This window comes from Cellulomonas denverensis, from assembly GCF_012396125.1.
Lineage (GTDB): Bacteria > Actinomycetota > Actinomycetes > Actinomycetales > Cellulomonadaceae > Cellulomonas > Cellulomonas denverensis.
On record NZ_JAAXOX010000002.1, the window covers coordinates 140,076 to 161,021 of the forward strand.

Sequence of the window (20,946 nt, forward strand, 5' to 3'; positions counted from 1 at the left end):
CGTGAGCAGCACCCTGTACCGCGGCGGCGTGATCGACTCCCCGGAGGTTCCCGGCGCGACGGCACTGCTGGTGGACGGCGACCGGATCGCCTGGATCGGTGCCGCCGACCAGGCGGACGGCCTCACGCCCGATGCGGTGGTCGAGCTGGACGGTGCGCTGGTCACCGCGGGCTTCGTCGATGCGCACGCGCACGTCCTGGCCACCGCGCTGCACGCGGACGGGCTCGACCTGTCCGCGGCCGCGAGCCTGGCCGAGGTGCTGGACCGGGTCCGGTCGGCCGCCGGCGGTGCGGCGGGCCGGCGATTGGCCGCCGAGGGTGCGCCGCTGACCGGTGCCGGCTGGGACGAGCAGCGCTGGCCGGAGGGTCGGCCGCCGACCCGGGCCGAACTGGACCAGGCCGCGCAGGGCGGACCGGTCTACCTGGCCCGGGTGGACCTGCACTCCGGGGTGGTGTCGTCCTCCTTCGCCGAGGTGCTCGGCCTGGCGGGGCTGCCCGGCTGGTCCGAGGACGGACTGGTCACCGGTGCCGCGTTCCAGGCCGCCCAGGACGCCCTGACCGAGGTGACCCCGGCCCGGCGGGACCGGCTGCACCGTGCGGCACTGACCGCAGCGGCCGCGCGGGGCGTGGTGGCGCTGCACGAGCACTCCGCCCCGTTCACCGACACCCGGGACGGGCTGCGGTCGCTGCTGGCCCTGGCGGCCGACCCCGGGCTGCCGTTGGTGCTGGGCTTCCGCGGCGAACTGTGTGTGACGGCCGACGACGCCCGTGAGCTGCTGACCGACATCCCGGGGCTGACCGGGATCGGCGGCGACCTGTGCGTCGACGGCTCGGTCGGGTCCCGGACCGCCGCGCTGCACCGGCCCTACCTGGACGCTCCGGACGGCTGGCCGTTCCCGGCCGGGGACCTGGAACTGTCCGCCGAGCAGATCAGCAACCACATCGCCGCCGTCACCCGGGCCGGTGCCCAGGCGGCGCTGCACGCGATCGGCGACCGGGCGGTGGCGGAGCTGCTGCTCGGCGTGCGGGCGGCCACCGATGTCGAGGGCCTGGACGCGATCCGGGCCGCCGGGCACCGGATCGAGCACGCCGAGCTGCTGGACGCCCCGGCGCTGGCCGCCACCGTGGTGCTGGGCCTGACCGCCTCGGTGCAGCCGGCCTTCGACGCGGCCTGGGGTGGGCCGGACGGGATGTACGCGGCGCGGCTGGGCGCCGGGCGGGCGGCGAACATGACCCCGCTGGCCGATCTGCGCGACGCCGGGGTGCCGCTGGCGCTCGGGTCGGACAGCCCGGTCACCCCGGTGGACCCCTGGGGTGCGATCCGGGCCGCGATCGGGCACCACACCCCGGAGCAGCGGCTGTCCACCCGGGACGCGCTGACCGCGCACACCCGGGGTGGCTGGCGGGCCGGCCGCGGCGGTCCGCGCCGCCCGGGGGTGCCGGGGGTGCCCGCGGAGTCGGTGGACCCGCTGGCCGGTGAGCTGCGGGTCGGCGCGCCCGCGCACCTGGCGGTCTGGGACGTCGACGACGCGGCCTGGGCACACCGGGATGAACCGCGGCCGACCTGGGTCCGGGCCGGCCGTCCCGCCCCGGACCCGGTGCTGCCCGAGCTTTCCGGCGGCGTGCCCGCCCCGGTCTGCCGCCGGACGGTGCGTTCCGGCGTGGTCATCCACGACACGCTGGGGTGACGGGGATACGAGTTCACCGGCGTGTCGTTCACCCCGCGCTCACCGGGACGACACCCGCGACACACCGATCGACACGCCGCACCCCGGTCGGCAATCACGACAGAACGGGCGCCGATCGCAGCCCGGTGACCAGGCGGAACGCCCTCCACCGGCCGGAATGCTCGTCTTGACATCACCTGTGCAGCTAGTAGCGTCTCGGCAGTGGTCGCGGAGCAGCAGTGCTCCGCCGGGGGGAGAACCCGATCACCCTTCTGGCCCCGACCGGGCCCGCGTGTTCAGTAGAAAACGTGCAACGCCTCCGCGGCGCCGCGCGGTACGAAGGACACGCGGGCCGGTCGGTCAGGCAAATCCCGCTCAGCCCGGTGCCGTAGCATCGACGGCGTGCAGCCACGTGATCCCTCCCGCTGGTGGAGCGCGATCCTGGCGGCGCTCGGCGGGGGCCTGACCTGGACGTCTTTCCCGGACCTCGGCTGGTGGTTCGCCGCCGCCCCCGGCATCGGCCTGCTGTTCTGGGCGATGCGCCGGGACAGTGCCCGGTGGAACGCCCTGGTCGGCCTGATCTGGGGGACCGCGTTCTTCCTGCCGTTGATCACCTGGGCGAACGACGCCGTCGGCCTGGTGCCGTGGATCGCACTGTCCCTCGCCCAGGCCGGGTTCATCGCCCTGTTCGGCGCGGCGTGGTCCTGGGCCCGGCGCGGTGAGGCGGTCTGGCGCAACGCGTGGTTGCAGGTCGTGGTGTTCGCGGTGCTCTGGGTCGCGGTCGAGGAGCTGCGCTCGGCGGCACCGTTCGGCGGCTTCCCCTGGGGACGGCTCGCCTTCTCCCAGGCGGACTCCCCGCTGCTGGCGCTGGCCCGGATCGGCGGGGCGCCGCTGGTGTCCCTGCTGGTCGCCGCAGCCGGAGCCCTGCTGGCCCTGACCTGGTCGGCGGCCCGCGGGTTCGCCCTGGGTGCGGTGCTGACCCGGCTGGGCGCGGCGGTGGCGGTGGTGCTGGTCGGCATGATCGTGCCGATGCCCACCCAGTCCGAGGACGGCTCGCTGCGGGTGTCCGCGATCCAGGGCAACGTCTCCCACCCCGGGCTGGACGCCTTCGACCAGCGGCGCGAGGTGCTGGACAACCACCTGGCGGGCACCCAGGCGGTCACCGACCGGGTCGGTTCCGGGGGAGTGGACCTGGTGCTGTGGCCGGAGAACGGCACCGACATCGACCCGCAGGCCGACCCCCAGGTCTGGGCCGACATCGACGCTGCCGCCCAGGCCGCCGGAGCGCCGATCCTGGTCGGCACCGTGGAGTACCCGGAGGACAGCGACGGGCGGTACAACACCGCGCTGCTCTGGGAGCCCGGTGTCGGTCCGGTGGACCGCTACTCCAAGCAGCACCCGGCGCCGTTCGCCGAGTACATCCCGATCCGCGAGCTGGTGCGGCCGTTCTCCTCGGCGGTGGACCTGGTCACCCGCGACATGCTGCCCGGCACCGAACCCGGCGTGCTGGAGCTGGACTCCGAGCGGCTGGGCCGCACCGTGACGATCGGCGACGTGATCTGCTTCGAGGTGGCCTACGACGCGCTGGTGCGCGAGTCGGTCGCCGAGGGGGCGGAGTTCCTGGTGGTGCAGACCAATAACGCCTCCTTCGGTTGGTCCGCGGAGAGCACCCAGCAGCTCGCGATGTCCCGGTTCCGGGCGGTCGAGCACGGGCGGGCCACGGTGCAGGTGTCGACGGTGGGCGTCAGCGCGGTGATCGCCCCGAACGGGACGGTGTCGGAGTCCACGGAGCTGTTCACTGCCGACCAGTTGGTGGCGACGCTGCCGCTGCGCCAGACACTCACCCTCGCCACCCGGATGGGATCGTGGCCCGGCTGGGTGCTGGCAGGCTTGGGGGTCGTGATGACCGGTGCCGGGATGGCCGGCGCCGCGCGGGTCCGCCGGGACGACCGGCCGGAGGGGGCACAGTGAGCGGTGCGGGCGACGGGCGTCAGCTCGTGGTGATGCCGACCTACGACGAGCGGGACAGCCTGCCGCGGACGCTGGACGCGCTGTTGCGGCACGTGCCGGCGGTCGACGTCCTGGTGGTGGACGACGGGTCGCCGGACGGCACCGGGGAGCTGGCCGAACGGATCGCGGCGCAGGAGGAGCAGGAGCTCGGCCGCCGCCGGATCCAGGTGATGCACCGCAGCGGCAAGCAGGGACTCGGCACCGCCTACGTGGCCGGCTTCCGGTGGGCATTGGATCGCGGGTACACAGCCGTGGTCGAGATGGACGCCGACGGCTCGCACCGGGCGGAGGACCTCCCGCGGCTGCTGGCCCGGCTGACCGCCGCCGACCGGCCCGCGCTGGTGATCGGCTCGCGCTGGGTGCGCGGCGGGCGGGTGGTCAACTGGCCGCTGCACCGCCAGCTGCTGTCCCGCGGGGCGAATGTCTACGCCTGGCTGGCGATGGGTCTGCCGGTGCGCGATGCCACCGCCGGGTTCCGGGTCTACCGGGAGGACGTGCTGCGCCGGTTGGAGCTGGACGAGGTCGCCTCGCACGGGTACTGCTTCCAGATCGACATGGCCTGGCGGGTGCTGCGGGCCGGGGGCACGGTGGCCGAGGTGCCGATCACCTTCGTCGAACGCGCCGAGGGCCGGTCCAAGATGAGCCGGAGCATCGTGGCCGAGGCGCTGGTGCGGGTGACCGTGTGGGGGGCGCAGGAACGCTGGCGGCAGCTGCGCGGGCTCGTGCGGCGCTGAGCGGGACATTCCCGGGCACAGACGACCGGACGGGCCCCTCCCGCTCGGGGAGAGGCCCGTCCGACGTCAGGTACGGGGTGAGCCGGCCGGCTCAGGCGCTGCGGCGCAGCTTGCCCGCGCGGAGCAGGTCGAGGCGCTCGTCGAGCAGGTCCTCCAGCTCCTTGATGGTGCGGCGCTCCAGGAGCATGTCCCAGTGCGTGCGCGGCGGCTTGGTCGCCTTCGGCTCCGGCTTGGAGGCGTCGCGCAGCAGTGCCTCGGCACCGCACCGGCACTCCCAGACCACCGGGACGTCGGCCTCGACCGAGAACGGCAGGATGATCGTGTGCCCGTTGGGGCAGTCGTAGTAGGCCTGGAGCCGGGGGGCGAAGTCGACGCCCTCATCCGACTCCATGCTGTGGGAACCGATGCGCATCCCGCGCAGGGACCGGTTCGACATGGTGGGACCTCCGTGCCTTGACGTGCAGAGCTTGCGTGTACTCAGATGCGACAACGTCCGAACGGGCTGCTGTGTTCCACTGTGCCGTGAAGGTCCGGTGAACGCCCGTCGGAGTGCCGGCCGATCACCCCGCGGACAGGGTGGCGGCGACCGCGCGGCGGACCAGGTCGCTGTCGTCCGCGCCCTCGTCCCGCCACCGGCGCTGCTGGGCAGCACCGTTCCCGCGCTCGAACAGCCGCCGGACGGCCGTCTCAACGTGCCCGAGGTCGCCGTTGTTCCGCAGCGCCGGGGTGACGTGCTCGACCAGCTGTCCGACCACCTCGGCGGCAGGGGCGGGCTTGCCGGTCACCGGCGACAGCAGGTCCTCGGACAGCCCGGTGCGGGCGGCCCGCCAGCCGGCCACCCGGATCAGCTCGGTCCGGGTGCCGTCCGGCTCCTGGTCGCCGGCCACCGCGGTGTCGGCCAGCGCCCGGACCAGCGCGCCGATCAGCACCGCGTCCTCCGGGTCCAGGCAGACGTCGGCGACCCGGACCTCGACCGTGGGGTAGCGCGCGGAGAGCCGGGCGTCGAAGTAGACCATCCCGCTGTCCAGGATCGTGCCGGACTCGACCAACTCGGTCACCGTGCGGTGATAGGTCTCCGGGTCACCGAAGGGTGCGGTCGGCCCGGCGGTCGGCCAGCGGCCCCAGATCTGCGACCGGAACGACTGGTAGCCGGAGTCGTCGCCGTGCCAGAACGGGCTGTTGGCGGACATCGCCAGCAGCACCGGGTTCCACCGGCGCAGGTGGTCGACCACCCGCACCCCCTCGGCGTCGTCGTCCACCGAGACGTGCACGTGGCAGCCGGAGGTGAGCTGGTCCCGGGCGGTCCGGGCGAACAGGTTCATGATCCGGCGGGCGCGGGCGTCCACCACCACGGTCGGGTCGGTGGCGTGCGGGGAGGTGGCCAGCGCCACAATGTGGTTGCCGGTGTGCTGGGCGGAGGCGTCCGCCCGGGCCCGTCCGGCCCGCACCTCGGCGAGCAGCGCGTCCAGGTCGTCGCACGGGCGGGTGCTGGTCTCCACCTGCTCCTGGGCGAACTCCTTCTCCAGCGACCCACCGGGGGTGCCGTCGTCCTGCGGCAGCTCGGCGGAGGCATGCTGCAGCACCGCCGCCGCGACCGCCCTCGGCGCCCCGTCCGGGCCGACGATCAGGAACTCTTCTTCCACTCCGATGGTGCGCACCCGAGAATTCTGGGGTGGGCGCGGGCGGTTGTCCTGCGCAGACGGCCCGGCGTGACCGGACCCACACGGACCGGTCGCCGCGGCCCGGTCAGGCGGAGCGGCGGCGGCCCGCCCGGTGCAGTCCGGCGCCCAGCGCCAGCAGCCCGAGGCCGAGCAGCAGCCCGCCGCCGACCGCGGCGCCGGTGATCGCCAGCGCCGGTCCACCGCCGGTGCTGCCGGCGCCCGGTCCCGTGCCGGCTGTGCCCGGGTCGCCCGGGTCGCCCGGGGTCCCCGGCTCACCCGGCGTGCCACCGGGGTCGGCGACCGTGACCGTGACCGTGGCGTCCGCGCACAGCCCGGAGCCGTCGGCGGCACAGATCCGGTACCGGAAGCTGTCGGTGCCGGAGAACCCGTCGGCCGGGGAGTAGACGAACCGGCTGCCGTCCCAGGTCGCGGTGCCGTGCGCGGGGTCGGCGACCAGCGCGGGCGGGTCCACCTCACCCAGGTCGTTCGCCCGGACATCGACCGGCACCGGGCTGCCCGCGGCGGTGCTCGCGGTGTCGTCGGTGGCGACCGGGTCGACCAGGCCCCGGACCAGTCCGGTGGAGCACAGCTGCGGGTAGCCGTCGTCGCAGGCGGTGTAGGCGTACAGGTCCACCCCGGCGAAGCCCGGTCGCGGCTGGTACGTCGTGCTGAGCTGCGCGGTGGACTCGCTGCCGTACACCGGGCCGAAGACCTCGCCCACGGCGACCGCGTCACCGTTGGGGTCGCTGACCTCCAGGGCACCCGACACCGCGGTGTCGACCGTGGTGGTCAGCACGGTCAGGTCGGTGACCGGCGGGTCGTTGTCCGGGATCACGTGCAGCACCACGGTGGCCTGGGCGCAGACGCCCGGATCGGTGACCGAGCAGGTCTCGTACACCAGCTCGTCGTCACCCAGGTAGCCGCCCGGGTCGTAGGTCAGCGTGCCCTCGGCCGGGTCGAGGCCGGTCACCCCGCCGTGGTGCGGCCAGGAGACGATCCGGGTCAGCTGGGCCCCGGTGGTGTCGTTGGCGGACACCGGGACCGTCACCGGGTGCGAGCGGCGGGTGGTGGCCTCGTCGTTCAGCGCCCGGGGGAGCACGGTGATCGTGATGGTGGCCGGGGCCGAGCACTGCGCCGGGGTCTGGCTGTCGCACACCCGGTAGGTGAAGGAGTCGATCCCGGCGAAGCCGCTGTCCGGGAGGTACCCGAAGGCTCCGGCACCGCTCATCCGGGCACCGCCGTGGGTGGGGTCGCTCAGGCGCTCGTAGGTCAGGCGCAGCCCGTCCGGCGAGTTGCCCGCACCGACGCCGAGCACCGGGACTCCGGCGAGGGTCTGGCGGTCGACGTTCGCGGCGGTGGGCCCGGGCAGCTGCCCCGGGTCGGTGGTGACGACCTCGGTGACCACCTGCTGGGCGGCGGTGCTGCCGTCGTTGTTCGACGGCGCCGGGTCGGGACTGGTCGACGTGGCCGACGCGGTGTCGGTCAGGGTGGCGACGGCGGCCGGGGCGGTGCCGGTGACCGTGCGGGTGACGCCGGCACCGGCGGCCAGGTCGCCGATCGCCCAGGTGGCGACGCCGCCGGAGACCGTGCCGGCGTCCGAGACGGTGACGTCGGTCAGCTCCGCGGGCAGCGTGTCGGTGAGCACCACGCCGGTCGCCAGGTCCGGGCCCTCGTTCTCGACCGTCAGGGTGTACGTGACGCTGGCGCCGGTCAGCACCTGCGCCGGCCCGGTCTTGGTGACCCGGATGTCGGCACTCGTCCGGTCGACCGGGGCCGCGCAACCCGGCGATGGGTGGTCCTCGATCGTGCCCGGGTCGACGGTTCCGGCGACCACGTTGGCGATCTGGCCGGTCTGCCCCGGGAACGGGGGGTCCTGGCCGGTGTCGACCACGATCGGATCGGCGGCGGAGTCCCCGGCGAAGGTGCCCTGGACCGACGTGCCGCCGGTGAAGCGGTAGCTGCCGAACCCGGTCAGGGTGCCGTCGTCGATCAGGCCGGCGGCGCTGAGCGTCCCGGCGTGCGGCTGGGACCACGAACCGTTGTTGCTGAAGGTGCCGCCGACCAGCAGCAGCCCGGTGTTGCTCGATCCGGTCGCGTCGTTCCGCAGATCGCCACCGGCCTGGATGCCGCAGGTGTTGGACAGGGTGCCGGAACCGTTCAGGACGATGTCCCGGTCGACCCGGAGCAGGCCACTGTTGCCCAGATGGCCGTTCGCGGTCAGTGAGCCCTGCACGTGCAGCTCGTTCTCATTGGTGAGGGCGACCTGGTCGTTGAGGGTCGCGTCGCCCTGCACCACCATCGTGCCGGCGTTGATCACGGTGCCCGCAGCCGGGGCGAAGCCGGAACGGATCGTCAGCGTGGCGCCGCTGCGGTTGTTCAGGGTGGCGTTGCCGTTGATCCCCAGCCCGGCGAAGGTCGCGGTCCCGGCGTTGTCCAACTCGAAGCCGGCCGCCACCACCTGATTCGGGGCGTCCAGGGTGCCGCCGGCGGCCACGGCGATCGCGCCCTGCGCGTTGTTCAGGTAGGCCGGGTCCAGGGTGGTCCCGGCGGTCACGCACAGGGTGCCCCCGGCCGGCAGTTGGTCGATCCCGCCGGCGAAGGTGCCGCCGGTGAGGGCCACCACCTGGCCGGGCTGGACGCTGATCGCGGAGTTGCCGGTCGCCGCGGCGGTCAGCGTCACATCCGGGGCGGTGCAGTCGTCCGCCGGGGTGGCCTGGGCTGCGGGGATCCCGGTGCCCAGGGCGGTGCTGGTCAGAATCAGGGCGCCGAGGGCGGCCACCGCCGCCGGTCGGGCTGGGCGGTGCAGGTGCATGGGTCCCCTCGGTCGCTGGACACCGCCCGGAGTTCGGGGGTGTCACGTCGACCCAACCAGATTCGGGCGAATCAGGCGACCCGGGCGGACTCCTCGGCGATCCGGCCGAGCAGCGCGGCGACCTCGGCCGGCCGCGACCACATCGGCCAGTGCCCGGTCGGCAGATCCACGTAGCGGACGTCCCGGAGCTCGGCCAGCCCGCCGATCCAGGCCCAGCCCTCCGCGATCGCCCCCCGGATCTGCTCGCTGGTCAGCGAGGTGCACAACACCGTGCTCGGCACGTCCAGCCGGGCGGCGCCGGTCAGCACCGGGCCCTCGCGCACCGGGCCGCCGGGCTCGGGCACCGCCCGCTCCCGGAACCGGTCCAGCTGCTCCGGGCTCAGGCCCTCCAGGCTGTTGCCGTCCTCCTCCAGGTCCGCCCAGGACGGCAACGGCAGCTCGGTCCCGGCCAGGTCCGGGTTCAGCGGCCCGGTGCCGGGACCGGAATCGACGTAGACCGCGTGCGCCACCAGGTCCGGCCGCCGGTCGGTCGCCGCATAACCCGGCACCCCGGCACCGGAGTGCACCGCCAGCACCACCGGTTCCCCGGCGTCCTCGATCGCCGCGACCACCGCGTCGACATGATCGGCCAGGGTCACCGCCGACCGGTCCGGATGGTCCGGCTCCAGGCCGGGCAGGGTCACCGCGCGGACCCGGTGTCCGTCGGCCCGCAGGTGCCCGGCGACCTCGTCCCACGCCCAGGCGCCGAGCCAGAATCCCGGGACCAGGATGATCGGTGCGGCTGTCATGGACGTCACAGTAGGACGGGGGGCGGACATCGGCGCGGGGGAGCGGTGCGTCCGGGTTCAGGCATGGTCGGCGTGCTCGTGCCCGCGGTGCCCGACCGGCTCGATCTGGAAGGTGGAGTGCGCCACCGACACCTCGAAGTGCTCGGCCACGCACTCCTGGAGCTGGTCCAGGATCCGGGCGGTGTGCCCGTCGGTGAAGCAACTGTCGTCGACCACCACGTGCGCGCTGATCACCGGCAGCCCCGTGGCGATCAGCGAGGCGTGCAGGTCGTGCACGCCGCGGACGTGGTCGATGCCCTCGAGGTGGGTGCGGACGGCGTCCAGGTCCAGGCCGGGTGGGGTGGACTCCAGCAGGACCGAGCCGGTCTCGCGCAGCAGCTTGGCGGCCCGCGGGACGATCAGGATGCCGATCAGCAGACCGGCGACCGCATCGGCCTGCTGCCAGCCGGTGGTGGCGATCACCAGGGCGGCGACGATCACCCCGACCGAGCCCAGGGCGTCGTTGAGCACCTCCAGGAACGCGGCGCGCAGATTGAAGGAGGCCGAGCGCCGTCCGGCCAGCACCGCGAGGGAGGCGATGTTGGCCAGCAGGCCGATCACGCCGAAGATCACCAGCTCGGTGGACGGGATCTCCGGTGGGTGGGCGAACCGGCGCACGGCCTCGATCAGCACGTAGACGCCGACCACCAGGAGCACGGCGGCCTGGGCGAGGGCGGCCAGCACCTCGGCCCGGCGCAGTCCCCAGGTGCGGCGGGCGGTGGCGGGTCGGCGGACCAGGTGCGCGGCGAACAGTGCCATCGCCAGTCCGGCGGTGTCGGTGAGCATGTGCGCGGTGTCGACCAGCAGGGCGAGCGAGCCGGTGAGCCAGGCCCCGACCGCCTGGGCGACCAGGATGGTGGCGGTCAGGCCGAAGGCGATCGTCAGGCGGCGGCGGTCGTCCGGGATCCCGTGGTCGTGACTCATCGGGCCTCCAGGTGTGGGCAGCTGGCGGCGTCGGCGCCGGGGCCGTGCACCAGCTCATCGGCCCCGGCCAGCAGCGCCGCGAGCCGGGCCGGGTCGGCGACCGAGTAGCGCGAGGAGCGGCCGACGGTGCGCGGTCGGACCAGTCCGCAGTCCCGCAGACAGGCCAGGTGCGCGGAGACGGTGCTCTGCGCCAGGCCGAGGTGGTCGGTCAGTTCCCGGACCGAGTGCTCGCCGGTGAACAGGTGGCGCAGGATGCTGAGCCGGGCGGGTTCGCCCAGGGCCCGGAACACTGCGGCCACCGGTGCGGCCAGGCTGGTGTCGCTCGGCTCCGGTTCTTCGTTGATCGTCGATATCATCGCCACCCGACGATGATAGGGCGCCCGGGTCGCCGGGGGAAGCCTCGTACGCTGGCCGGGTGCTCACCGTGACCGCCCCGTCCCGCGCCGCCGATCTGGACGCCGCCGCCGACCTGCTGGCCGAGGGCTTCGCCGCGGACCCGCTGATCGGGGCGGTGCTGCCGGGCGACCCGGACCGGCGGCGGGCACGACTGGCCCGGTTCTACCGGGTGTGGCTGCACGCCCCCGAGGACGGCCGGGTGATCGACCTGGCGCGGCGGGCGGACGGCGAGATCGTCGGCGTCGCGGTCTGGCACGCCCCCGGCGCCCCCGAACACCGGGCCTCGCCCCGGCTGGCGTGGCGGGTGTGGCGTGCGCTCGGATCAGCCGGGAGCCGGGCCTGGGCGCGGATGGAGCGGGCGTTCGCCGCCGCCCGTCCGGCCGACCCGCACTGGTACCTGTCCGACGTGGTGGTCTCCGGCCGGGCCCGGGGAGAAGGGGTCGGTTCGGCGCTGCTGGGCCACCGGCTGGCGGCGGCGGACCAAGCGGGTGCGGCGGCCTACCTGGAGGCGACCAGCCCGGGCTCGCGCCGGTTGTACGAGCGGCTGGGCTTCACGGCGCGAGGGCCGATCGGCGGGTTGCCCGGCGACGGGGTGCCGCCGGAGTCGATGTGGCGCGACCCGGCCGGGCTCACTCGCCGGTGACGCCGTCCAGCAGCTCGCGGATCACGTCGAGCTGCCCGGCGTGCCGCGACGTCTCCTCGATCAGGTGCAGCAGCACCCAGCGCAGTTGCGCGGGCGGACCGGCGGCGCACTGCTCGTCCAGGTCGTGGCCGGCCAGCACCGCCCGGCTCTCGGCGCAGGCGGCCCGGTAGTCGGCGATCGCCTCGGCCAGCGAGTCCTGCGCCGTGACCCGCCACTCGCCGTCCGGGTCCTGGTCGCTGCCGTACTGCCGGTCGTAGGGCAGGCCGGCGAAGGCCTCGGTCACCCAGCTGCGCTCGACGTCCGCCAGGTGCCGGAGCATCCCGGTCACCGTGGTCGCCGAGGGCAGCAGGCGCCGGGCGGCATCCTGGTCGGACAGTCCTTCCGCCTTCAGCACCACCGTGGCCCGCTGGTAGTCGAGGAAGACGTCCAGCAGGGCGCGCTCCTCACCGTGGATGTGGGTGTCCGGTCGTTCGGTCATGCCGCGCACGGTAGGCGCGGGGTGTGACACTGGTGCGCCATGAGCGAGATCCTGGACGGCGCCCGGCTGCTCGGCCGCGGGTGGGGCTGGTGGCGGCGGCGCCCGGGGCTGATGGCGCTGGGCCTGCTGCCCGCAGCGGTGGTGGGACTGGCGATGCTGGCCGGGATGATCGCGCTGGTGCTGCACCTGGGCGCGGTCGGCGACTGGCTGACCCCGTTCGCGGACGGCTGGAGCCCGGGCTGGGAACGCGCCGCCGAGCTGGCCGCCCAGGCGGTGGTGCTCGCCGCGGCCCTGGTGCTGATCGTGGTCACCTTCACCGGGCTGACCCTGGCGATCGGGGAACCCTGCTACGACCGGATCTGGCGGGTGACCGAGCGGGACACCACCGGCACCGTGCCCGAGGGATCCACCGGGTTCTGGCGCGGCGCGGTGGACGGGGTGGCGCTGATCGCCCGCGGGGTGCTGGCGGCGGTGGTCTCCGGTTTGCTCGGCCTGATCCCGCTGGTCGGCACCCCGCTGGGCTGGCTGTCCGGCCTGCTGCTCACCGGCTGGCTGCTGGCCACCGAACTCAGTGCCCGGGCGCTGATGGCCCGGGGGATCGGCCGGGCGGAGCGGACCCGGTTGTTGCGGGCGCACCGGGGCCGGGCGCTGGGCTTCGGGGTGGCGACCCAGCTCTGCTTCCTGATCCCCGGCGGGGCGGTGGCGACCATGCCGGCGGCGGTGGTCGGCTCGACGCTGCTGGCGCAGTCCATGGTCGGCAGTGGCCGGGTCCTGGACTCTACCTACTAACCACTAGGTAGACTTCTCGCAACCAGACCCGGCGATGTGGCCGGATCGCGCGATGAAGGGTGAACGATGGACAGGCTGCTGTTCGGTGCGGCGTACTACGACGAGTACATGCCCACCGACCGGATCGAGACCGACGTCCGGATGATGCAGGACGCCGGGATCAACGTGGTACGGATCGCCGAGTCGACCTGGAGCACGCTGGAGCCCCAGCCGGGGGTGTTCGACTTCACGCATGTCGACCGCGCGCTGGACGCCTTCGAGGCGGCGGACATCGCGGTGATCGTCGGCACCCCGACCTATGCCGTGCCGTCCTGGCTGACCGCCTCCTACCCGGATGTGCTGGCCACCACCCGGCACGGCGAGGGCCGGTACGGCGCCCGGCAGATCATGGACATCACGCACCCGGCCTACCTGTTCCACGCCGAGCGGGTGATCCGGGAGCTGATGGCGCACACCGCGCACCGCCGGGGCGTGATCGGCTTCCAGATCGACAACGAGACCAAGTACCACGACACCGCCGGCCGCGGGGTGCAGCGCGCGTTCGTCAAGCACCTGCGCCAGGAGTTCGGCGACGACCTGGCCGCGCTGAACCGGGCGTTCGGACTGGACTACTGGTCCAACCGGATCGACGCCTGGGAGGACGTGCCGGACATCCGCGGCACGATCAACGGATCGCTCGGGGCGGCCTTCGACCGGTTCCGCCGCGGGCTGGTCGAGGAGTTCCTGGGCTGGCAGGCCGGGATCGTGCGGGAGTACGCCCGCGCGGACCAGTGGGTCACCCAGAACTTCGACTTCGACTGGACGCCGGGCTGGTCCTACGGGTTGCAGCCGGCGGTGGACCACTTCAAGGCCGCCCGCACGGTGGACCTGGCCGGGGTGGACATCTACCACCCGACCCAGTCGGAGCTGACCGGCAAGGAGATCGCCTTCGGCGGCGACATGACCCGCTCGATCAAGGGCGGGGCCAACTACCTGGTGCTGGAGACCCAGGCGCAGGGCCAGATCGGCTGGCTGCCCTACCCGGGCCAGCTCCGGTTGCAGGCGTACAGCCACCTGGCCAGCGGCGCGGACGGCGTCATGTACTGGCACTGGCACTCGCTGCACCACTCCTTCGAGACCTACTGGAAGGGGCTGCTCTCGCACGACCTGGGGCCGAACCCGACCTACCGGGAGGCGGGGGTGTTCGGCCGGGAGCTGGCCGCGCTGGGCGAGCGGTTCGGGCACCTGCGCAAGCAGAACCGGGCGGCGATCATGGTGAGCAACGAGGCACTGACCGCGTTGCAGTGGTTCAGCATCGAGACCGGGTTCATCGACGGGGTGTTCGGCAGCTCGATCGGCTACAACGACGTGCTGCGCTGGGTCTACGACGCGCTGTTCGACCTGAACGTCGAGGTGGACTTCGTGGCCGCCGACGACGCCGACCTCGGGCGCTACGACCTGCTGGTCGCGCCGGTGCTTTACAGCGCGCCGCAGTCCACCGTGAACGCGCTGCGCGACTACGTCGCCGGTGGGGGACACCTGGTCACCACCTTCCGCAGCGTGGTCGCCGATGAGCACGTCGAGGTCTGGCACGACCGCGCCCCGCACGGCCTGGTCGAGACCCTCGGGCTGAGCTACGACCAGTTCACCCGGCCGCGGGACGTCGGCCTGACCCTGCACGGCGATCTGGCCGGTGCGGTGCCGGCGGCCGACGCCCGGCACTTCATGGAGCTGCTGGTGCCGGAGGGTGCCGAGGTGCTGGCGTGCTACGACCACGATGCTTACCGGGACTACGCCGCGATCACCCGGCACCGGGCCGGATCGGGGACGGCGCTGCACCTGGGCACGATGACCTCCCCGGAGCTGGTGCAGGCGGTGCTCGCGCTGGCGGTGCGGGAGGCCGGGATCGGCGACTGGGCACAGGAGCTGGCCGGGACGGTCACCGTCCGCCGGGGCCGGAACGCCGCCGGGAACCCGGTGACCTACCTGCTCAACTACTCGGCGGCCCCGGTGACCCTGGTCAGCCCGGTGCCGGGCCGGTCGGTGCTGGCGCAGGACGCCCCGGTGGCCGTCGGCGACGAGCTGACGATCGGCGCCTGGGACCTGGTGGTGATCGAGGGGGACTGACCCCGGAACGCCGGAACGGCCCGGTCCCCGTGTGGGGGCCGGGCCGTTCTGCGTGCGGGGTTACTTGACCGACGTGATCCGGGTGATGAAGAACGCGCCGAGCAGCGCGGCGACGATCGAGACCGGGAAGACCAGCGAGTAGCCGCCGGTGGCGACCACCACGGCCGAGGTGATCAGCGGACCGATGGTCTGGCCGGCGGTGGTGGACAGGTTGAGGATGCCCAGGTCCTTGCCGGCCTCCTCCTCGCTCGGCAGCACGTCGACGTTCAGCGCCTGGTCCACCGAGGTGTAGACGCCGTAGCCGAAGCCGGCGATCCCGGCGAACAGGAACATGCCCATCGGGGTCGGGTAGACCCACGGCATCGCGATCCCGACCGCGAACAGCACCGAGGACACCACCACCGGCAGCTTGCGGCGGCCGATCAGGTCGGAGACCGGGCCGGAGACCACCGAGCCGATCAGGGAGACCACCAGCAGGATCACCGACATGGTGGCGATGGTCCGGGCGGACTCGGCGACGGTCTGGCCGACGTGGTCCTGGACGATGTAGAGCTGGTACGCCATCACCATCTGGTACGACACCAGCATGAACAGCCGGCCGGCGAACGCCCACCAGAAGTCGGGGGCCTTGCGCGGCGGCCGGAAGGACTTGAGCAGCTCGGTCAGGCCACCGGCGGCCGGCGGCAGGTCCGCGGCGGAGCGCTCGCGCGGCCAGACCAGCAGCGCGATCACCGCGGACCCGGCCATCAGCGCACCGGCGAGCACGAAGCCGGGGAACGAGTTCACCAGGAACGCGGAGCCGATCAGCGAGCCGAGCGGGGCGCCGGCGGCCAGGCCACCGCCGTAGAACGCGGACATCGTGCCGCGCAGCTTCATCGGCACCCGGTCGGCCAGCACCGCCACCGCGGGGGCGAGCATCATGTTCAGCCCGACCATGCACAGGCAGTACACCAGCGTGATCAGGGTGGCGTTGGTCAGCACCCCGATCGCGAACAGCGTGACCCCGGCCAGGATGCCGCCGGCCAGGATCCACGGCGCCCGGCGGCCGAACCGGCTGCGGGTGCGGTCGGACAGGTTCCCGAACACCAGGTTCGACACCAGGGACACCACGGCGGTGACCGCGCTGATCGTGCCCAGCAGCGCGACCGGGTCCGCCACGCCGATGTCCCGCAGGCGCTGGGGGAGCAGCACGGCGGCGATGATCTGCAGGCCGATGATCCAGGCCAGTCCGAAGACGAAGAACCCGGCACCGAACCGCAGGGTGCGGGCGCGGGTGAAGGGCTGACGGGTGTCCGGTGCGAGTAGATCGGCCGGGCGGGTCTGTTCGGCCGGCGGTACGGCTTGGATGTCCATGGCAACCTTCGTTGGTCGTGGGAGACGGACGCTCCACGGTGAGTCGTCGGGTGGTGCGCCCCCGCACACACCGCCGCTACCTACCGAGTGGTCGGTAGATAGCGCGAACCTAGAACCGCGGCCCGGCGGATGTCAATCCCGGCCGGGCGGTACGGTTCCCCGGTGACCAGCACCCCGCAGACCCCCGGACGGCCCCGCCGCGTGCGGTTGAGCCGCGAGGAGCGGCTGGCCCAGATCATCGAGGCCAGCACCCGCCTGGTCAGCCGGCAGGGGTTCTGGGGACTGTCGCTGCAGGAGGTCGCCACCGAGGTCGGCATCACCCAGGCCGGCCTGCTGCACTACGTGCACACCAAGGAGGGGCTGCTCCAGCTCCTGATCGAGCAGGGCTACGACCGCCGATTCGACCCGGAGGACTTCATCGCCACCGGCGACGCGGCCGCCACCCATCCGGACGGTGCCTCCTTCCCGGCGTACTGCCGCTACCTGGTGGCCAACAACGCCCGCGATCCGCAGCTCATCCGGCTGTACATGGTGCTCGGCGCCGAGTCGATGAGCCCGGAGCACCCGGCACACGCCTACTTCGACGCCCGGCCGGACGCGGTGTGGCAGCTCTACTCCGCGACCCGGTGGCGGATCCCGCCGGAGATCGGCGGCTGGCCGGCGATGCGCGAGCTGGTCGAGCTGACCATCGCCACCATGGACGGCCTGCAGCTACGGATGTTCCGCAGCCCAGCGATCGATCTGCCCACCGAGTGGAGCAAGGCCGAGCGGGTGCTGTTCCCCTCGCCGGTCTGGGACGACTACCGCTGACTCAGCGCTGGGCGGGGAAGATCGCCCAGACGTGCTTGGCATCGCCCTCGGTGTACCAGGCGACCTCCTGGGACAGTCGCCGGGCGATCTGCAGCCCGAACCCGCCGGCGCCCGGTTCCCGCGGCGAGGTCGCCAGGGCGGGCGGGGTGTCGACGTCGTGATCCGCGACGTCCAGCAGGTAGTCGGTGCCGTCGGTCGACAGGGTGATCCGGGTCGGCGGCAGTCCGTGCACCAGTGCGTTGGTGGCCAGCTCGGAGGCGACCAGGATCATCCGCTCCGGGATGCCGTCCAGCTTCGACTGCGGGCCGGCATCCTCGGCGGTCACCGCGGCGAGCAGTTCGCGGCGCACCGTGCTCAGGTGGCCGGCGTGGTCCAGCACCCACTCCCGGATCGGGGCGAAGCGCGCGGGCGGCCGGGCGGTCCGCAGGCCCTTGTCGGTGTCGTCGGTGCTGATCTCGGTCATGGGGCCCCAGTGTTCGATGGCGGGGCCGTCCTCGCATCTCCGCACGCGGGTCACGTGGTGGACAGCACGTCTCGCAGGGTGTCCGCGGCGTGGGTGAGCCGGATCAGCCGGTCCCGCAGTGCCCCGCGATCGTCACCGGGCACCCAGCCGACCGCCTCGCCGAGTTCCAGTCCGCCCGCGGCGAGCAGCACCAGCTGGGCCACCGCGGGGTCGAAGCCGTCCGCGGTCAGCCGGTCCTCCCAGAACCGGAAGTCGTCGCGCGCCGCCTGGGCCACCGCGGGCACCACGGCGAGCTGGGCCATCACCGCCCAGTAGTCGGCCGCGTCCGGGTCGGCGGCCTGGGCGAAGGTGGCCCGCAGGTAGCCGCGCATCAGTCGTCCCGGCGCCAGGTCGGCCGGGTCGGTGGCCGCCTCGACCTCGGCGGCGAACTGGTCGAAGGCATCCTGGGCCAGGGCGGCGAACAACTGCTCCTTGGACCCGAAGTGGTGCAGCAGTCCGCTCTTGGACACCCCGGCCGACCGGGCGATCACGTCCACGCTGACCCCGGCGCCGTGGGCGGCCACGGCGGTGGCGGCGGCCTTGAGCAGGGCGCGGCGGGTGCGCACCGGATCGCGGCGGGTGCGGGTGTCGGACACGTGGCCTCCCGGGCTGGGTTGCTGCGAGGGTAACCGACCGAATGGTCCGTTCGACCGTCGTCGCCTAGGCTGCGGACCATCTGGTCGGTTCAGCAGTCCGAGCGGGAGGATGTCATGACGCAACCGGTGGCTCCAGTGATCGGCGCCGACCCGCGCGCCACGGTCGCCTGCCTGGCGTTGGACGGCTGCGCGCTCGGCTGGCTGGCGGGGGTGTACCCCGACACCCCGGGCTGGTGGGAGCTGTCGCTGCGGGCGATCGCCGACTACGCGGGCGTCCCGGTGCCGGCCACCCGGCTGGGCACCTTCTCCGACCGCTGGGAGCGGTTCCCGCTGCGGGACGAGGAGCCCCTGGTCGACGCCGTGCTCACCCTGGCCCGGACCGGCGGGACCCGCAGCGTCACCCTGGACCGGGTCGCCCGGCTCGCCGACCGCGACCCGGAGTGGCTGGACAGCATGTACGGCTCGGCGCAGGAGCTGGTCGAGGACGTGCTCGACCGGGTGATGAGCGACGGCTTCGACGACCTGTCGCCGCTGTACCTGACCCCCTGCCGGGCCACCGTCGTCTCGCTGCTGGACGTGCTCACCGACGACCGGCGGGCCGCCGCGCTGCTGCGCACCCTGCTGCTGTCCGGGGTCGAGGTGCCCGGGCCGGCCGCCCAGGCCGCACGGAAGATGTCCCCGGCGGCGCTGCCGGGCCACGGCGAGGTGACCGGCGGGCGGCGGGTGGCCGCGCTGGCGATGGACGGCTGGATGCTGGGTGCCGGGAACGGGGAGCCGGCCGCGGAGGTGCTGGCGGAGCTGCGCGCGCTGGTGGGCTGAGCTCAGGCGGCGAGCACGGTGGTCCGGCCGCGCAACTCGGCCAGGACGGGGGAGTCCGGCGCGTCGGTCAGCACACCGGTCACCGCGTCCAGCGGCAGCACCTGATGCGCGGAGGCGGCGCCGATCTTCTCCGCCGAGCCGAGCACCCAGGTCTCGGCGGCCCGGGAGGCGAGCACACGCTTCATCGCGGCCTCGTCCGGGTTGCCGGTGGTGAGACCGGCCTGCGGGTGGATGCCGGTGACGCCGAGCAGGAACAGGTCGGCGCCGATCCGCTGGGCGGCCTCGACGGTGGCCGCGCCGCAGGTGACCGCCGAGTGCTTGAACAGCGTGCCGCCGAGCAGGACCACCTCCGCGAGTGGATGGGTGACCAGTGCTGCCGCGACGGTCGGGCTGTGCGTGACGACGGTACACCGCAGGTCGGCGGGCAGCAGCCGGGCCAGTGCGAGGGTGGTGGTGCCGCCGTCCACGATCACGGTGCTGCCCGGCCGGATCAGCGCCGCCGCGGCGCGGGCGACCCGCTGCTTGCTCTCCGGCTCGACCCGCTGCCGGCCGGCGTAGTCGGCGACCGCCGGGGAGACCGGGAGTGCACCACCGTAGACCCGCTGCAGCAGGCCCTCGGCGGCCAGGTCGCGCAGGTCGCGGCGCACGCTGTCCTCGGAGATGCCGAGGTCGGCGGCGACCGCCTTGGCGACGATCGTGCCGTCCCGGCGCAGGGTGGCGAGCAGGTACTCCCGGCGTTCGGCTGCCAGCATCGGCGCTCCGTTCTCGCGTGATCGGACGGTCTACAGTAGCAATCATGAACAACCATGCAGAAACAGGCAGAATCGGAGCCGACCGGCCGGACTCGCGCGGACGCACCGGTCTGGATGCCGCCGGCCGGGACCTGACCGGCAACCCGGATGTCCGGGTCCGGCAGGTCGAGGTGACCTCGGACGGCTGGCATGTCCTGCGCCGGACCACCCTGGACTACCGCCGCCGGGACGGCCGGTGGACCAGCCAGCAGCGCGAGACCTACGACCGGGGCAACGGGGCGGTGATCCTGCTGCACGACCCGGAGCGCGACACCGTGCTGCTCACCCGGCAGTTCCGCTACCCGGCGTACGTCAACGGGCACCCGGACGGGATGCTGATCGAGGCCGCGGCCGGCCTGCTGGACCTGGACGACCCGGAGACCGCAATCCGGCGCGAGGCGGCGGAGGAACTCGGCGTCCGGGTGGGTCCGGTGACGCACCTGTTCGACGTCTACATGAGCCCCGGCTCCGTCACCGAGCGGCTGCACTACTACCTGGCCACCTATCGCCCCGCCGACCGCACCGGTAGCGGGGGAGGGCTCGCCGAGGAGGGCGAGGACATCGAGGTGCTGGAGCTGCCACTGACCGAGGCGCTGGCGATGGTCGCCGACGGGCGGATCGCGGACGGCAAGACGATCATCCTGCTGCAGTGGCTGGCGCTCAGTGCGCGGGCCGGTACCCGCTCCGGTCCGCCGCGGTGATCGGGATGCCGACCGCGCGGGAGACGTCGTGGTCGGCGCTGGCGATGGACGGCCGCACGATGGGTGCCGGGAGCTCAGTCAATGCGCCCAGCTCGCCGTCCAGACCACCCCTGTGGCGGTGAGCACCACGACCACGCAGGCGAGGGCGGCACGGACCCGGATCAGCCGACCGCGGCCGGCGCGCACGCTCACCTCACGCAGGAGGGCATCGGCACGCCGCCGGGCGATGCGCGTCTCGTGCGGCGGTGTGTGCTCGGACTGCGGTGCGGGCTCGCGGGTGCCGGTGCCCGCATAGCGGTTGGCCAGCCACGGGTCCATCCCTGTCATG

At 73.6% G+C, this 20,946-nt stretch carries 21 protein-coding genes; 9 read left to right on the forward strand and 12 right to left on the reverse strand.

Annotated elements, in window-relative coordinates; genetic code table 11:
• Position 1 precedes the first annotated feature (1 nt).
• The 3 genes from HGA03_RS04480 (at position 2) to HGA03_RS04490 (ending at position 4,410) form a co-directional block, all read left to right on the forward strand.
• Positions 2-1,687 (forward strand): amidohydrolase, encoded by a 1,686-nt coding sequence (locus HGA03_RS04480; RefSeq protein ID WP_168629041.1) that lies wholly within the window; start codon positions 2-4, stop codon positions 1,685-1,687.
• A 381-nt stretch (positions 1,688-2,068) separates the two neighbouring features.
• A complete protein-coding gene (gene lnt / locus HGA03_RS04485) occupies positions 2,069-3,637 on the forward strand; it encodes an apolipoprotein N-acyltransferase (protein ID WP_168629042.1) in 1,569 nt (522 codons plus the stop codon).
• Positions 3,638-3,669: 32 nt separating this feature from the next.
• The gene (locus HGA03_RS04490; protein WP_168629043.1) at positions 3,670-4,410 is read left to right on the forward strand and encodes a polyprenol monophosphomannose synthase; all 741 of its coding nucleotides are present in this window, start codon (positions 3,670-3,672) and stop codon (positions 4,408-4,410) included.
• 91 nt (positions 4,411-4,501) lie between these two features.
• Here HGA03_RS04490 and HGA03_RS04495 read toward each other — a convergent pair whose 3' ends face one another.
• The 6 genes from HGA03_RS04495 to HGA03_RS04520 form a co-directional block, all read right to left on the reverse strand.
• Positions 4,502-4,846 (reverse strand): RNA polymerase-binding protein RbpA, encoded by a 345-nt coding sequence (locus tag HGA03_RS04495; protein WP_168629044.1) that lies wholly within the window; start codon positions 4,844-4,846, stop codon positions 4,502-4,504.
• A gap of 124 nt (positions 4,847-4,970) precedes the next feature.
• A complete protein-coding gene (locus HGA03_RS04500) occupies positions 4,971-6,068 on the reverse strand; it encodes a carboxylate-amine ligase (protein WP_239073447.1) in 1,098 nt (365 codons plus the stop codon).
• A gap of 88 nt (positions 6,069-6,156) precedes the next feature.
• Positions 6,157-8,883 (reverse strand): Ig-like domain-containing protein, encoded by a 2,727-nt coding sequence (locus HGA03_RS04505; RefSeq protein WP_168629045.1) that lies wholly within the window; start codon positions 8,881-8,883, stop codon positions 6,157-6,159.
• 71 nt (positions 8,884-8,954) lie between these two features.
• Entirely contained in the window at positions 8,955-9,671 is a 717-nt protein-coding gene (locus HGA03_RS04510) for an alpha/beta fold hydrolase (RefSeq protein WP_168629046.1), read from the reverse strand.
• Positions 9,672-9,728: 57 nt separating this feature from the next.
• Positions 9,729-10,634 (reverse strand): cation diffusion facilitator family transporter, encoded by a 906-nt coding sequence (locus HGA03_RS04515; RefSeq protein WP_168629047.1) that lies wholly within the window; start codon positions 10,632-10,634, stop codon positions 9,729-9,731.
• On the reverse strand, positions 10,631-10,990 hold the full coding sequence (locus HGA03_RS04520; protein ID WP_168629486.1) for an ArsR/SmtB family transcription factor: 360 nt from the start codon (positions 10,988-10,990) through the stop codon (positions 10,631-10,633). Before HGA03_RS04520 ends, HGA03_RS04515 begins: the two co-directional genes overlap by 4 nt.
• 59 nt (positions 10,991-11,049) lie before the next feature.
• On the opposite strand from HGA03_RS04520, the gene HGA03_RS04525 reads away from it, so the two are divergent.
• Positions 11,050-11,673: a GNAT family N-acetyltransferase gene (locus HGA03_RS04525; RefSeq protein ID WP_168629048.1), complete on the forward strand. Its 624-nt coding sequence runs from the start codon at positions 11,050-11,052 to the stop codon at positions 11,671-11,673.
• Here HGA03_RS04525 and HGA03_RS04530 read toward each other — a convergent pair.
• The gene (locus HGA03_RS04530) at positions 11,660-12,151 is read right to left on the reverse strand and encodes a DinB family protein (RefSeq protein WP_168629049.1); all 492 of its coding nucleotides are present in this window, start codon (positions 12,149-12,151) and stop codon (positions 11,660-11,662) included. The two genes, HGA03_RS04525 and HGA03_RS04530, sit on opposite strands and share 14 nt — an antisense overlap.
• A gap of 39 nt (positions 12,152-12,190) precedes the next feature.
• Between HGA03_RS04530 and HGA03_RS04535 the strand changes: the two genes are divergently transcribed.
• A complete protein-coding gene (locus tag HGA03_RS04535; protein ID WP_168629050.1) occupies positions 12,191-12,940 on the forward strand; it encodes an EI24 domain-containing protein in 750 nt (249 codons plus the stop codon).
• A 66-nt stretch (positions 12,941-13,006) separates the two neighbouring features.
• On the forward strand, positions 13,007-15,046 hold the full coding sequence (locus HGA03_RS04540) for a beta-galactosidase (protein WP_168629051.1): 2,040 nt from the start codon (positions 13,007-13,009) through the stop codon (positions 15,044-15,046).
• A gap of 60 nt (positions 15,047-15,106) precedes the next feature.
• Here the strand turns inward: HGA03_RS04540 and HGA03_RS04545 are convergent, their stop codons facing one another.
• Positions 15,107-16,399, reverse strand: coding sequence for an MFS transporter (locus HGA03_RS04545; RefSeq protein ID WP_168629052.1), 1,293 nt, complete (start codon positions 16,397-16,399; stop codon positions 15,107-15,109).
• 162 nt (positions 16,400-16,561) lie between these two features.
• On the opposite strand from HGA03_RS04545, the gene HGA03_RS04550 reads away from it, so the two are divergent.
• Positions 16,562-17,209: a TetR/AcrR family transcriptional regulator gene (locus HGA03_RS04550; RefSeq protein WP_168629053.1), complete on the forward strand. Its 648-nt coding sequence runs from the start codon at positions 16,562-16,564 to the stop codon at positions 17,207-17,209.
• Between the two features lies 1 nt (position 17,210).
• On the opposite strand, the gene HGA03_RS04555 is transcribed toward HGA03_RS04550, so the two are convergent.
• Together HGA03_RS04555 and HGA03_RS04560 are read right to left on the reverse strand one after the other, a co-directional pair.
• The gene (locus tag HGA03_RS04555; protein ID WP_168629054.1) at positions 17,211-17,672 is read right to left on the reverse strand and encodes an ATP-binding protein; all 462 of its coding nucleotides are present in this window, start codon (positions 17,670-17,672) and stop codon (positions 17,211-17,213) included.
• Between the two features lie 50 nt (positions 17,673-17,722).
• Entirely contained in the window at positions 17,723-18,307 is a 585-nt protein-coding gene (locus HGA03_RS04560) for a TetR/AcrR family transcriptional regulator (protein WP_168629055.1), read from the reverse strand.
• Between the two features lie 114 nt (positions 18,308-18,421).
• Between HGA03_RS04560 and HGA03_RS04565 the strand changes: the two genes are divergently transcribed.
• Entirely contained in the window at positions 18,422-19,126 is a 705-nt protein-coding gene (locus HGA03_RS04565; RefSeq protein ID WP_168629056.1) for a hypothetical protein, read from the forward strand.
• A 2-nt stretch (positions 19,127-19,128) separates the two neighbouring features.
• On the opposite strand, the gene HGA03_RS04570 is transcribed toward HGA03_RS04565, so the two are convergent.
• The gene (locus HGA03_RS04570; protein ID WP_168629057.1) at positions 19,129-19,878 is read right to left on the reverse strand and encodes a DeoR/GlpR family DNA-binding transcription regulator; all 750 of its coding nucleotides are present in this window, start codon (positions 19,876-19,878) and stop codon (positions 19,129-19,131) included.
• A 44-nt stretch (positions 19,879-19,922) separates the two neighbouring features.
• Here HGA03_RS04570 and HGA03_RS04575 point away from each other — a divergent pair, with 44 nt between their 5' ends.
• Complete coding sequence (locus tag HGA03_RS04575) at positions 19,923-20,618, forward strand: NUDIX domain-containing protein (protein ID WP_168629058.1); 696 nt, start codon at positions 19,923-19,925, stop codon at positions 20,616-20,618.
• Positions 20,619-20,696: 78 nt separating this feature from the next.
• Here HGA03_RS04575 and HGA03_RS04580 read toward each other — a convergent pair whose 3' ends face one another.
• Positions 20,697-20,945, reverse strand: a complete 249-nt coding sequence (locus HGA03_RS04580; RefSeq protein ID WP_168629059.1) for a hypothetical protein — start codon at positions 20,943-20,945, stop codon at positions 20,697-20,699.
• Position 20,946 lies beyond the last annotated feature (1 nt).